The following is a 12,848-nucleotide window of genomic DNA, read 5'->3' as shown; positions in this document are numbered from 1 at the left end:
GAAGTTCCTGGCCGGTGGCACCCTCTGACGACTGGCGGCCTTGGGGCAGAACGGACATGGACACGGGGAGCAAGAAAACGGCTTGATGTTGCTTAGAACATTTATCAGGCAAGCCCTGACACTGTTCAGTTGTTAAGCACAAATCCCCTGTGGGAGCGGGCTTGCTCGCGAATACGGTGTATCAGCAAACTGATTAAGTGGCTGACCCACCGCTTTCGCGAGCAAGCCCGCTCCCTCCTTTGCTCTTCGTCGCTTAGCAGGTTGCTGCACAAATGCTCCGCGGTACTAGAGCGCCCCTTGACTCTCCCCTATACGGCACACCCTACCCTGAAAGCCCCCATTTTCAGGACCTCACCCCATGCCCCAGCGCATCCTGGTCATCCTCGGCCACCCTTCTCCCACCAGCTTGTGCTCAGCCTTGGCCGACGCCTACCGCCACAGCGCAAAACTCGCCGGCCACGAGGTCCGCGTCCTGCGCTTGGGCGATCTCACTTTCGACCCCGTCCTTCACCACGGCTACACGCAGATCCAGCCGTTGGAACCTGACTTGCTCAGCGCCCAATCCGACATCCTCTGGGCCACCCATCTGGCGTGGGTGTTCCCGATCTGGTGGGGCGGTATTCCGGCATTGTTGAAAGGGTTTATCGACCGCGTTTTCCTACCCGGCTTTGCCTTTAAATACCGCGAAGGCAAGCCGTTTCCTGACAAGCTGCTGCTCGGCCGAACCGCACACTTGTTGGTGGCCCTGGACACGCCGCCGTGGTATTACCGCTGGTTCTACAGCATGCCGGGCATTCATCAGATGCGCAGCACCACCCTGGCGTTTTGCGGCATCAAGCCGACCCAAACGTTGATGTTCGGGCCGGTGCTGGGCTCTACACCGGCACAGCGTGAAAAATGGCTGACACTGGCCGGCGGCCTATTCGGAAAAGGGAGTTTTCATGTACATCGGCAAAGCCGCGCAGCTGTCGGGCACGACCATCAAAGCGATACGCCACTATGAGGCGATCGGCCTGCTGCCAGCGCCGCAACGGGAGGGGCGTTATCGGGTCTATTCGGCGCAAAGCGTGGAGCTGCTGGCGTTGATCAAGTGCGCCCAGCAGTTGGGGTTCAAGCTCAAGGAGTTGCAGGGGATTTTGCACGGGCACGAAGGCGATGCACTGCCTTGGGAGCGGGCAGATCAGGCCATCGCCAGCAAGAAGCGCGAACTGGCCGGGCAGATTGCTGGGTTGCAGCAGATGCAGGCGGGGTTGATGGCGTTTGAAGCGCAGCTCAAGGATGCGCAGGGGCAGTGCTCGGGTGTCCGCTGAGCCGAATAAAATGCCTAATCGGCTCACAAAATGAGCCGAATAGGTGTTTTATTCGGCTCAACAGAGGGCGACTGCCCGCCCGCTCATTTGCCCAGAATCCCCATGTCTGCTAGTGTCGCGCCGGTTTACCGTCTACCGGAATAGCCGCCATGGCCCGCAAAAAAGTTGCACTCGATTTCGAACAATCCCTCGCCGACCTGCAAACCCTGGTCGAGCGTCTGGAGAACGGCGAGTTGTCGCTGGAGGACTCGTTGACAGCGTTTGAGCAAGGCATCGGCCTGACGCGCGACTGCCAGAGCGCATTGACGCAGGCAGAGCAGAAGGTCCAGGTATTGCTGGAACGCGACGGGGAGTTGGCCGAAGAACCTTTCGATGCGGAACAGCCCGAATGATCGACGCGTATCAGGCCAGTAGCCAAGCCCGGGTGAATGCGGCGCTCGAGCCCTTGTTTGTTGCGCCAAGCCCGGAAATGAGCAGCCTTTATGCCGCCATGCGCTACAGCGTGATGAATGGCGGCAAACGCGTGCGCCCGTTGCTGGCGTATGCGGCCTGTGAAGCCTTGGGCGGGCGGGCCGAGGAGGCCAATGGCGCGGCGTGCGCGGTTGAGCTGATTCACGCCTACTCCCTGGTGCATGACGATTTGCCGGCGATGGACGACGACGATTTACGTCGCGGCCAGCCAACCACCCACAAAGCCTTTGATGAGGCCTATGCGATCCTAGCCGGTGACGGCCTGCAGAGCCTGGCGTTCAGCGCCTTGCTGGACCCGCGCCTGAACAGCGTGACCGCTGAGATCAGCCTACGCATGGTGACCGCCCTCGCCCTGGCTGCAGGCCCGGCCGGTATGGTCGGCGGGCAAGCGATCGACATGGGTTCGGTCAGCCTCAAGCTGGACCAGCAAGCCCTCGAACACATGCATCGCCACAAGACCGGCGCGCTGATCGAAGCCGCGGTGCACTTGGGCGCCCTGGCCAGTGGCCGTGCCGACGCGGCGCAATTGGCGGCCCTGCAGACCTATTCCCGCGCCGTCGGCCTGGCATTCCAGGTGCAGGACGACATTCTCGACGTGGAAAGTGACACCGCGACCCTGGGCAAACGCCAAGGCGCGGATGCCGCACGCGATAAACCGACCTATCCGGCCTTGCTTGGCCTCGACGCGGCCAAGGCGTATGCCCTGCAACTGCGCGACCAAGCCCTGGACGCCCTGCGACCTTTCGACGCGGCGGCCGAGCCATTGCGTGACTTGGCGCGGTATATCGTCGAACGCCGCCACTGATAACGGCGGCCATTGCAGCCGCATATCGGCCAAGTTCGGCGCTCTGCGTGGGCAGTTTGCACTGCTTGAGGTAAACTGCCGCCTCTTCTATACCTATAACGATTCGCCTGATGCCCACGACGTTTCAAGAGATTCCCCGCAAACGCCCGTCCACGCCCCTGCTCGACCGTGCTGCCACGCCGGACGGCCTGCGTCGACTGGGTGAAGCCGAGCTGGAAACCCTGGCCGATGAGTTGCGCCTGGAATTGCTCTACACGGTCGGTCAGACCGGTGGGCATTTCGGTGCCGGCTTGGGCGTCATCGAGCTGACTATCGCCCTGCATTACGTGTTCGACACCCCGGACGACCGGCTGGTGTGGGACGTGGGCCATCAGGCGTACCCGCATAAAATCCTCACCGGCCGTCGCGAGCGCATGGGCACTCTGCGCCAGAAAGACGGCCTGGCCGCCTTCCCACGTCGCGCCGAGAGCGAGTACGACACCTTTGGCGTCGGCCACTCCAGCACCTCCATCAGTGCCGCACTGGGCATGGCGATTGCCGCCCGTCTGCAAGGCAGTGAGCGCAAGGCAATTGCGGTGATTGGTGATGGCGCGCTGACTGCCGGCATGGCCTTCGAAGCGCTGAACCATGCGCCGGAAGTGAACGCCAACATGTTGGTGATCCTTAACGACAACGACATGTCGATTTCGCGCAACGTCGGCGGCCTGTCGAATTACCTGGCAAAAATCCTCTCCAGCCGTACTTACGCGAGCATGCGCGAAGGCAGCAAAAAGGTGCTCTCGCGCCTGCCCGGCGCGTGGGAAATTGCCCGGCGCACCGAAGAATATGCCAAGGGCATGCTCGTGCCCGGCACCCTGTTCGAAGAGCTTGGCTGGAATTATATCGGCCCGATCGATGGCCATGACCTGCCCACCCTGATCGCCACGCTGCGCAACATGCGTGACCTCAAGGGCCCGCAGTTCCTGCATATCGTCACCAAAAAAGGCAAAGGCTTCGCCCCGGCGGAAGTCGACCCGATTGGCTACCACGCGATCACCAAGCTCGACCCGCTGGACGCCCCCGCCGCCGCACCGAAAAAGGCCAGCGGGCCGAAGTATTCCGGCGTGTTTGGCGAATGGCTGTGCGACATGGCCGCCGCCGACCCGCGCCTGGTGGGCATTACCCCAGCGATGAAGGAAGGCTCCGACCTGGTGGCGTTCAGCGAGCGTTTCCCGCTGCGCTACTTCGACGTGGCGATTGCCGAACAACACGCGGTGACCTTCGCTGCCGGCATGGCCTGTGAAGGCGCCAAGCCGGTGGTGGCAATCTATTCCACCTTCTTGCAACGCGGTTATGACCAGTTGGTGCATGACGTGGCGGTGCAGAACCTCGACGTGCTGTTCGCCATCGACCGCGCCGGTTTGGTCGGCGAAGACGGCCCGACCCACGCCGGCAGTTTCGATTTGTCCTACTTGCGCTGCATCCCCGGCATGCTGGTGATGACGCCGAGTGATGAGAACGAACTGCGCAAGATGCTCAGCACCGGCCACCTGTACAACGGCCCTGCGGCTGTGCGCTACCCGCGCGGCAATGGCCCGAATGCGGTGATCGAAAAAGACTTGGAACCGATTGAAATCGGTAAGGGCATCGTGCGTCGCCAAGGCAGCAAAACCGCTTTCCTGGTGTTTGGCGTGCAATTGGCCGAAGCGCTGAAAGTGGCCGAGAAGATCGACGCCACTGTGGTCGACATGCGCTTCGTCAAGCCGCTGGACGAAGCCCTCGTACGCGAAATCGCCGCCAGCCATGAGCTGCTGGTGACGGTCGAAGAAAACGCCATCATGGGCGGCGCCGGTGCGGCGGTCAGCGAGTTCCTGGCGCGGGAGAACATTCTCAAGTCGGTGCTGCACCTGGGCTTGCCGGATGTGTATGTCGAACATGCCAAGCCGGCGCAGATGCTGGCTGAGTGTGGGCTGGATGAAGCCGGGGTTGAGGCCTCGGTGCGCGAGCGCATGGCGCTGCTGGGCCTGTAACCCGACCTCCCGGTAGCAACCGGGACTAAATGTGGGAGCGGGCTTGCTCGCGAATGCGCAGTGTCAGTCAACTGGGATGTTGAATGTGCCACCGCATTCGCGAGCAAGCCCGCTCCCACATTGGTTTTTGTGCCATTTTCAAATGCTATGGACAGCCCATGAACCGCCTTCACCTCGCCCTGCCCTTGCTGCTGCTCCCGGCCACTGACCTGCTCGCCGCCTCCTTCGAGCGTGATGACGCGCTGAAACTCCCCAACGTAGTGATCAGCGCCAACCGCCAGGTCCAAGCGCGCAACGACAGCAGCGCCGCCAACACCGTATTCACCCGCGATGACATCGACCGCCTGCAACCCACCAGCGTGAGCGATTTGCTCGGCCGCGTGCCCGGCGTGCAAGTCGCGCCCACCGGTGGCCGCGGCAGCCTGCCGGGGATCTTCATTCGCGGCACCAAATCCGCGCAAAGCCTGGTGTTGGTCGATGGCCAGCGCATCGCCAATACCACCTCCGGTGACAGCGAACTTCAGTACCTGAACGTCGACCAGATTGAACGCGTGGAGGTGCTGCGCGGCTCACGCTCGGTGATCTACGGCAGCGACGCGATTGGTGGCGTCATCCAGATATTCACCCGGCGCAATGCCGAACAAGGCTTGCAGCCACGTTTGAAATTGGGGTTGGGCAGCCACCAGACTTGGGAGCGCAGCCTTGGCCTCTCCGGCGGTGATGAGCACACGCGCTTCAACGTGGGGGCGAGCCTGGATGACACGGCGGGTATCAACGCTACACACGAATCGTTTCCCAGCGATGGCGACCATGATGCCTATCGCAATCAGTCCATCAGCCTGAACCTCAGCCATGCCTTCAACGATGAGCTGCAAGTGGGTTTCAACCTGCTGGATAACCGCGGCAAGTCGCAATACGACAACAGCTTCGGTCGCTACGACGCCACTACCGAACAGACGGTTGGGCAAAAACCCTACACCGATTACACCGTGAGCAGCGCCAGCGGCTATGTCGACGCCAAGCTGAATGAACGCTGGCAGTCGCGCCTGGAGCTGGGCCACAGCGAAAACCGTGATACCAAGCGCGATAAGCTCAGTGATGATTTCAGCGTGTTCAACACCTATCGTGACTCGGTCAACTGGCAAAACGACCTGACGCTGAATGAGCAAAACAGCCTGATCCTCGGCGGCGACTGGTACGAAGACCGCTTTCACGGCTCCAGCGCCTTTACCGAGAACAGCCGCTGGAACCGGGCCGCCTTTGTGCAGCATCGTTTCCACGGCGAGTGGTTCTCCACCGAGCTGGGCCTGCGCCGCGACCAGAACCAGCAATTCGGCGGCCAGAACAGCTGGAGCGGCACCCTTACCGTGCCGATCAACGCCGACAATGACGTACTGCTGAGCTACAGCGAAGGCTTGCGCGCGCCGACCTTCAACGACCTTTACTACCCTGACACGCGGTACAGCAACCCCAACCTGCAGCCGGAGACCTCCAAAAGCTACGAGCTGCAATGGCGTAGTCAGCTGAGCGACAGCACACGCCTGGAAGCTTCGCTGTATCGCACCGATTTAAGCGACGCGATCGTCCTCGACAGCACCAGCATGCCGCAAAACGTGGCGTCAGCGCGTATCAATGGCTTTGAAGCGGCGCTCAAGCAGGAACTGTTTGGTTGGCAGGGCAACCTGGGCGTGGCATTTATCGACCCGCGCGACCGCGATACCGGCCACACCCTGGCGCGTCGCGCACGGCGCACCTTGAGCCTGGATCTGGACCGGCAATTCGATAAGTTGGGTGTGGGTGCCAGTTGGCAAGCCATCAGCAGCAGCTATGACGATGAAAACAACCGCAATCGCCTGGGCGGTTATGCCTTGCTGGGGCTGCGTAGCCGCTGGGCGATCAATCATGAAGTCAGTGTTTCGCTGAAAGTCGACAACCTGCTGGACCGCCAATATGCCCGCGCTCGCTACAGCTATAACGCCGCCGACTTCTCCAACAACTACGACTACCGCGAAGAGGGCCGGACCTGGATGCTGGGCCTGACGTGGACGCCACAGCTGTAGCGCCTTGGCTTAATAGATCTGCCGGGAAGGTTCGTTGGAATTCAGATACCCGCCCTTGATTGCTTCGGCGCAGGTGATGTACCCGTACGCGTTAACCGTCCCCGTATCGGTAAAGCTGACATATAAGTCCTTTTTCTTGCCTTTGTTTTCCAGTTCATAGTCAAAGCACTGTGAGCTGCCATTGCGCACCGGGGTGATGCGCTTGGGCTGCTGAATCGCAAGAATATCCTGTTTGGTAGCCCTGCTCCCCTCGGCCGCCTTGGCGGCAACGGGGTGGTCACTGAAATTCATCAACGTCGAGACACCTTCCAGTGTGTTGCAACCGGTCAGCAAAAGAGCGGTAGAAATACCGAATATCAAACGGCGCATGGCCACCTCCTGTTTGTTTAACGATCGCCATGCACCAGGCAACCCATCATCAACGATCAGCATTTCTTTTAACTCGCGCATTGGATGCCAGGCTACCGTCTGCCAACACTTTGCTGCAGGTCGAGTAGCCCCAAGCGTTAGCCCATCCATCAGACGTGAACGAAACAAAATAATCCGCTTTTTTTCCATCACGCTCCAACGCGTAGTCAAAGCACTGTGAGGTGCCGCCGCGGATTGAGGTGATTTTTGTCGGTGCCTGAATGCTCAGCATGTCCTGCTTGGTGCTGTCCATCGATGTAGATCGGTCCACCACAGGATGAGCACCGAATGTCCTGAGAGCCGTGATTCTTTGAGAGATATCGCACCCGCTTATTAGCGCCAATGCGATGACGGTACCCGAGACCGCCAAGAGATAACGCATGATGTGTCCTTATGCTGCCTAATCAACCCGGATGGGGAGCAGCGACACTAACAACCATGCAGGTGGGAATCTGGAGGCAAAGTCTGACTTTCTCGACAGACCAATCGCCTGAGCCTCTCGGTAGATCTAAGGCAGCAACTCACTGGCGCTAAGGTAGCGTTCACTGAATGCACTGGCACAGGTCGAAAAGCCATAGGCACTGACCTTTTCGGTGACAGTGAACGCAACATAGAGCGTCCTCTTCTTGCCTTTACTCCTCAACGTGTAATCAAAACACGTGGATGCCGCCCCGTGAATGGGTGTGACACGGTGCGGCTGCTGAATGGCCAAAAGGTCATCTTTGGTCGCCCCCGCCTCGTAGGCTTTGATATAAATGGGGTTGGCACTGAAGGCCATCAACGTGGCAACCCCAACAAGGGTGTTGCACCCGACCAACACGAGAAATAGGGTGCTGGCGCAAGCAATGAGAAGACGCATGGAGAATCCGAAGTGGTCTGACAGGAATTTCTTGCGCCCCGCACATCGAACACAAGCCTGCACAGGCTGAACACCCACTCAGCCACAATCTGTCGGACTTTTCTCATTTTTCAAGGCGAACAGCCTGATAGATCGCCTAACACCGGTAAAACGCACTAACGGCCTGTAGCGATGCGCTCACACAACTTGGCGACGGCTTCGATCATCTGCCCACTGGGCCGCTCCAGACCTTTGTCCGGCACCAATAACAAACGGCCCTGGGCGACTGCGCCAACCTGTGGCCAAGCCTTCCAGGCATCCAGCTGCGGCTGATCCCCCGCCAGAATCACCTCGGGATTGCGCTGTAACACCGACTCAATGCTGACCTGCGGTGCGGGCAGCTTGAGGTCAGCAAACACATTGCGTGCACCGCATACCTCCAGGGCATCACTGATGATTTGCCCACCGCCGACGGTGTACAACGGCTGGTTCCATACTTGGTAAAACACCCGCAGTGGCTCGGCACGCTGATAGCGTTGGCGCAGTTCGGCCAGGCGCTGGCGCAGCTGCGCAGACAACTGCCGGCCAGCGTCAGCGCGACCCAACTGCCGGGCGATGGCTTGGACCTGGGTCGTCAGTTGTTCAAGGCTATGAGGTTCGGCCACATACACCGGGATTCCCAGCCGCTGCAATTGCTCGCGTTGCGCAGGGCCAACGCTGCCGGGCCAGAGCAGAATGAGGTCGGGCTTAAGACTGAGCAGACGCTCCATGTTCAACTGCCCGTAATGCCCAACCGACGGCACCTTCGCCAGCGCCGTCGGCCGATCACCGCCGTCGAGCACGCCCACCAGCAGGTCAGCGGCGCCCAGTTCAAGCACAATTTCAGAGAGTGAAGGCGCCAAGCTGACGACGCGTTCGACCGCCAAGGCCTGGGCACTGAATACCAACAGCAGCACCGCCAGCCAGCGACGCTTCATCCCAATTGACGCGGGATGCGGTAGAGATAAAACAGTACCAGCGTCGATAACGCCAGCAGAAACAGAGGCACCGCTTCCAAGCCAACAAACACCGCCAGCGCGCCGACCCAGGCGGGTATGGCCGCCACCAGTAAAGCCGTGCGCCGACGAGCCGCGAGGGTGATCCAGGCCGCTGGTTCTTCGGGTGTATCGAGGGCTTTGGACGTGGCGATCAGCGCGTGTTTATAGCCATGAAAATAACGCAGGCTCAGAAACATTGAGGCCACGCCGGCAATAAAGAACGGCATGGCCAGTACGGGAAGCAGGGATTCGGCGTGACCAAAGACCAGGTTGATCACGAACAGCGGCAACAATGCCAGGGCCAGGTACTGCCACCAGTTGAAGGACAGCCGGCGTTTCACCTGGCCACGGGTCACGCGCGGTCAACCTCGCCTTGATGCTCGTTGCCCATCATGTGGTCGAGCTTGCTGGCTTTGGTGGCCAGGTAGAGTTTGTTGTGCGGGTTTTGCCCGGTGTGCAGCGGCACGCGCTCGGCGACGGTGATGCCCATTTCGGTCAAGGCTTTGACCTTGCGCGGGTTGTTGGTCATCAGGCGCAGGGACTTCACGCCCAGGTACTCAAGCATCGGCAGGCAGATCGCGTAGTCACGCTGGTCGGCGGCAAAGCCCAGGCGCTCGTTGGCTTCAACGGTATCAGCGCCGCCATCTTGCAGCTCGTAGGCACGGATTTTGTTCATCAGGCCAATGCCACGGCCTTCCTGGCGCAAGTACAACAACACGCCACGGCCTTCTCGGGCGATGGCGCGCATGGCGGCTTCCAGTTGCGAACCGCAGTCGCAGCGCTGGCTGAACAGCGCGTCGCCAGTCAGGCACTCGGAGTGCACGCGACCCAGCACCGGCGCGCCGTCGGTGAAGTCACCGAGGCTGAGCACGACGTGCTCGCGCCCAGTGGCCTCTTCGAGAAAGCCGTTCATGGTGAACGTGGCAAAAGGGGTAGGCAGCTTGGAAGCGGCGACGAAAACGACGGGCACCGTGTGCTCCTGATTTCAGATTTCACAGAGGGCGTCATTGTAACAGCAGGTTCCTACAGACGCTTAAGCTGAATTATCGCTGATAAAGATCAATCGGTTCGATTGGCCTTCGTCTCGGTTCTATGCGAGTCAAAACGGGTACGGCTGTTTCCAGCGTGCGAAAATCGGCTTCAGCTCACCACGTTTGACCAAAACGGCCAGGCGCCGATCGTAAACCGCCATCAATGCCCGACCGCGCTCAGTGTCGGCAAAGCCTATGTAAAGCGGCAGTTCGGCGATATGCGTAAGCTTGAATTGTGACGGATCATCAGACTGACTCAGAACGTACTTGGCTTCGGTGAGCGCATCGATATAGAAGTCGGCGCGAGCATGCTGCAGCATTGGCAAGATGCCGTCTCGGCGTTCGATCTGATGAAAGCGGTGCAGATTCGGCAAGTACTCCTCGTACTTATAGCCGCGCACCCAGGCCAGACGATAGTTGCCCAGCGTGGCAAGGCTAGGCGTCGGCGTAGTCGCCAAGCCCAGCGCGTAGATGTGGTCGGCGTCGAAGTTCCAGTGCGGGTACGACACGCCGCTGGCCTCATCGCGGTAAGAGCCGACCCAGCCATCCACTTCGCCACGCCGAGCCAGGCCGATAGAGCGGGTATAGGGTTCACTGCGGGTTTGCACGGTGATGCCAACCGGCTCGAAGATCTGGCGCACTAAATCCCACGCCAGGCCGCTGCCATCTTTGTTGGTGTAGTCGTTCCATTCCTCACTGGCCAGCACGATCTTGCCAGGCACCGGTGCTTCTTGCGCCTGCACCAGCGGCACGAGGGCACACAGCATAACCAGCAAGCAGCGGCGTACATCCATGGTGACAACCTCCTGCACCGTGACAACCGTATAAAGGGTAGCGCAGGTGGACGGTTTAGGGCGTCTCGCGAAAATGCTGATAGCCGCGCACGGCCGGGGTGATGTCTTGCCCAGTGGCATCGAGCAGCGTTACGCCCTGCCCGGCCTCGACCCGGCCAATCACGTGGATCGGCCAACCATCGGCCAACAAGGGCGCCAGCTCGGCAGGTGGCAGGGTAAACGCCAACACGTAGTCGTCGCCTCCGCTCAAGGCAGCCACGCGCGCCTCGGCATCGCCGACAAACGCCAACAAGGCCTTGGACAACGGCAACCGCTGGCGCTCGATCAGCAGGCTAACAGCCGATGCCTTGGCGATATGCCCGCAATCGGCCAACAGCCCGTCGGAGATATCCATGGCGGATGTCGCCTTGCCTCGCAAAGCCAGGCCCAGCGCCAGCTGTGGTTTTGGCGACCAGTAATGGGCCAGCAGGGGTTCGGCGATGGAGGCCTCAGCCGTGCGTTGTTTCAACACCAGCGGCAAAGCACCCGCCGCATTGCCCAGTTCGCCACCCACACACAGCCAATCGCCCGGCTGCGCGCCGCTACGCGTCAACGCCTGCCCGGCGGGCACACGGCCCAATACCGTCAGCGTCAGGCTCAGCGGCCCGCGCGTGGTGTCGCCACCGACCAAACCCACGCCGCAGCTTTGCGCCATGGCGTTCAAACCCTGGGCATAGCGTTGCAGCCAATCGGCATCGACCGTCGGCGTGGTAAGGGCAAGGGTAAAAGCAAGGGGATGGGCGCCCATGGCGGCCAAGTCGCTCACTGCTACGGCCAACGAGCGCTGGCCGAGCAGGAACGGGTCACACGGGTCGGCAAAATGCACGCCGGCCACTAAGGTATCGGTGGAGACTGCCAACTGCTCCCCAGCGGGGAGTGCCAGCAAGGCGCAGTCGTCGCCGATCCCCAAGGCAATGCCTTCGCCGCCTTGCGCGCAGGGCGCGGCAGCGAAGAATTGGCGGATCAGCTCAAACTCGCCCATTCGGGACTCAAGCGCAACTTAGCGCTTGTGTTCCTTCACTTCGGCTTCACGCAGGCGCGGGGCCAGTTTGTCGAGCACGCCGTTGACGAACTTGTGGCCGTCGGTCGAACCGTAGACTTTCGCCAGCTCGATACCTTCGTTGATCACCACGCGATACGGCACGTCGACGCGCTTGAGCAGCTCCCAGGTAGAGAGGCGCATCACGCACAGTTCAACCGGGTCCAGTTCTTCGATGGTCAGGTCAAGGCAAGGTGCCAGGGCCGTGTCGATCTCGGTCAGGTTGGCATGCACACCGTGAAGGATGTCGTGGAAGTAGCTCTGGTCGGCGAAGGTGAAGTCGTTATCGACGCGGAACTGCGCTTCGATTTCGCTCAGCGAAGCGCCGGCCATCAGACGCTGGTACAGCGCCTGGGTCGCAAGTTGACGCGCTTTACGGCGCTTCTCGCTTTTGGATGGCTTACCGGCATCCGCAGGGCGTGGGTCCTGAGGGTTGAACTGATCGCTTTCGTCGGAAATCACTTGGCCTCCAACTGCGACAGCAGGCTAACCATTTCCAGCGCGGACAGAGCAGCTTCAGCGCCTTTGTTACCGGCCTTGGTGCCGGAACGCTCGATGGCTTGTTCGATGGAATCTACGGTCAGTACGCCAAACGCGACGGGTACGCCGAACTCCATGGACACCTGGGCCAAGCCCTTGGTGCATTCGCCGGCCACGTATTCGAAGTGCGGAGTGCCACCACGAATGACCGCGCCCAGGGCGATGATCGCCGCGTATTCACCCTGCTGTGCAACTTTTTGCGCAACCAGTGGAATTTCGAAGGCGCCAGGGGCACGGATGATAGTGATATCGCTCTCGCTCACACCGTGGCGAACCAAGGCGTCAACGGCACCGCTTACCAGGCTTTCAACCACGAAGCTGTTGAAACGGCCAACCACTAGGGCATAGCGGCCTTTGGGGGCGATGAAGGTACCTTCGATGGTCTTCAGGGTCATTCGACAAATCTCTTAAAGAGCCGGGACGCGAAAAGTGCGCCCCTCAGTGATGTTTTAACCGCGAACAAAGCG

At 60.6% G+C, this 12,848-nt stretch carries 16 protein-coding genes; 6 read left to right on the top strand and 10 right to left on the bottom strand.

Annotated elements, in window-relative coordinates:
• The first annotated feature begins 358 nt into the window (after positions 1–358).
• From E0F99_RS09225 to E0F99_RS09195, 6 genes are all read left to right on the top strand, one after another.
• Complete coding sequence (locus E0F99_RS09225; protein WP_083356565.1) at positions 359–1,003, top strand: NAD(P)H-dependent oxidoreductase; 645 nt, start codon at positions 359–361, stop codon at positions 1,001–1,003.
• A complete protein-coding gene (locus tag E0F99_RS09220) occupies positions 942–1,310 on the top strand; it encodes a MerR family transcriptional regulator (RefSeq protein WP_083356564.1) in 369 nt (122 codons plus the stop codon). Before E0F99_RS09225 ends, E0F99_RS09220 begins: the two co-directional genes overlap by 62 nt.
• A gap of 149 nt (positions 1,311–1,459) precedes the next feature.
• Entirely contained in the window at positions 1,460–1,702 is a 243-nt protein-coding gene (locus E0F99_RS09215; RefSeq protein WP_083356563.1) for an exodeoxyribonuclease VII small subunit, read from the top strand.
• Positions 1,699–2,586: a polyprenyl synthetase family protein gene (locus E0F99_RS09210; protein ID WP_083356562.1), complete on the top strand. Its 888-nt coding sequence runs from the start codon at positions 1,699–1,701 to the stop codon at positions 2,584–2,586. Before E0F99_RS09215 ends, E0F99_RS09210 begins: the two co-directional genes overlap by 4 nt.
• A 110-nt stretch (positions 2,587–2,696) precedes the next feature.
• Positions 2,697–4,595 carry a 1-deoxy-D-xylulose-5-phosphate synthase gene (gene dxs / locus E0F99_RS09205; protein ID WP_083356561.1) on the top strand — a complete coding sequence of 633 codons (1,899 nt, stop codon included), beginning with the start codon at positions 2,697–2,699 and terminating at the stop codon, positions 4,593–4,595.
• A 158-nt stretch (positions 4,596–4,753) separates the two neighbouring features.
• Positions 4,754–6,655 (top strand): TonB-dependent receptor domain-containing protein, encoded by a 1,902-nt coding sequence (locus tag E0F99_RS09195; RefSeq protein ID WP_083356560.1) that lies wholly within the window; start codon positions 4,754–4,756, stop codon positions 6,653–6,655.
• A gap of 9 nt (positions 6,656–6,664) precedes the next feature.
• Here the strand turns inward: E0F99_RS09195 and E0F99_RS09190 are convergent, their stop codons facing one another.
• The 10 genes from E0F99_RS09190 to ribH form a co-directional block, all read right to left on the bottom strand.
• On the bottom strand, positions 6,665–7,087 hold the full coding sequence (locus E0F99_RS09190; protein WP_173667106.1) for a lipoprotein: 423 nt from the start codon (positions 7,085–7,087) through the stop codon (positions 6,665–6,667).
• Positions 7,074–7,445, bottom strand: coding sequence for a hypothetical protein (locus tag E0F99_RS09185; protein WP_083356558.1), 372 nt, complete (start codon positions 7,443–7,445; stop codon positions 7,074–7,076). The genes E0F99_RS09190 and E0F99_RS09185 overlap by 14 nt, the downstream gene beginning before the upstream one ends.
• Positions 7,446–7,571: 126 nt before the next feature.
• Positions 7,572–7,922 (bottom strand): hypothetical protein, encoded by a 351-nt coding sequence (locus E0F99_RS09180; protein ID WP_083356557.1) that lies wholly within the window; start codon positions 7,920–7,922, stop codon positions 7,572–7,574.
• Positions 7,923–8,077: 155 nt separating this feature from the next.
• Positions 8,078–8,878: a cobalamin-binding protein gene (locus E0F99_RS09175; protein WP_083356556.1), complete on the bottom strand. Its 801-nt coding sequence runs from the start codon at positions 8,876–8,878 to the stop codon at positions 8,078–8,080.
• The gene (locus E0F99_RS09170; RefSeq protein WP_083356555.1) at positions 8,875–9,294 is read right to left on the bottom strand and encodes a nuclear FMR1 interacting 1 family protein; all 420 of its coding nucleotides are present in this window, start codon (positions 9,292–9,294) and stop codon (positions 8,875–8,877) included. Before E0F99_RS09170 ends, E0F99_RS09175 begins: the two co-directional genes overlap by 4 nt.
• Positions 9,291–9,908 carry a GTP cyclohydrolase II gene (ribA, locus tag E0F99_RS09165; RefSeq protein WP_083356554.1) on the bottom strand — a complete coding sequence of 206 codons (618 nt, stop codon included), beginning with the start codon at positions 9,906–9,908 and terminating at the stop codon, positions 9,291–9,293. Before ribA ends, E0F99_RS09170 begins: the two co-directional genes overlap by 4 nt.
• Positions 9,909–10,037: 129 nt before the next feature.
• Positions 10,038–10,763 carry a substrate-binding periplasmic protein gene (locus E0F99_RS09160; protein ID WP_083356553.1) on the bottom strand — a complete coding sequence of 242 codons (726 nt, stop codon included), beginning with the start codon at positions 10,761–10,763 and terminating at the stop codon, positions 10,038–10,040.
• 55 nt (positions 10,764–10,818) lie between these two features.
• On the bottom strand, positions 10,819–11,784 hold the full coding sequence (thiL, locus tag E0F99_RS09155; protein WP_083356552.1) for a thiamine-phosphate kinase: 966 nt from the start codon (positions 11,782–11,784) through the stop codon (positions 10,819–10,821).
• An 18-nt stretch (positions 11,785–11,802) separates the two neighbouring features.
• Complete coding sequence (gene nusB, locus E0F99_RS09150) at positions 11,803–12,303, bottom strand: transcription antitermination factor NusB (RefSeq protein WP_083356551.1); 501 nt, start codon at positions 12,301–12,303, stop codon at positions 11,803–11,805.
• A complete protein-coding gene (ribH, locus tag E0F99_RS09145) occupies positions 12,300–12,776 on the bottom strand; it encodes a 6,7-dimethyl-8-ribityllumazine synthase (protein ID WP_003176356.1) in 477 nt (158 codons plus the stop codon). Before ribH ends, nusB begins: the two co-directional genes overlap by 4 nt.
• Positions 12,777–12,848 lie beyond the last annotated feature (72 nt).

Source organism: Pseudomonas antarctica (genome assembly GCF_900624995.1).
Classification (GTDB): domain Bacteria; phylum Pseudomonadota; class Gammaproteobacteria; order Pseudomonadales; family Pseudomonadaceae; genus Aquipseudomonas; species Aquipseudomonas antarctica.
This window is presented reverse-complemented; position numbering and strand designations above follow the sequence as displayed.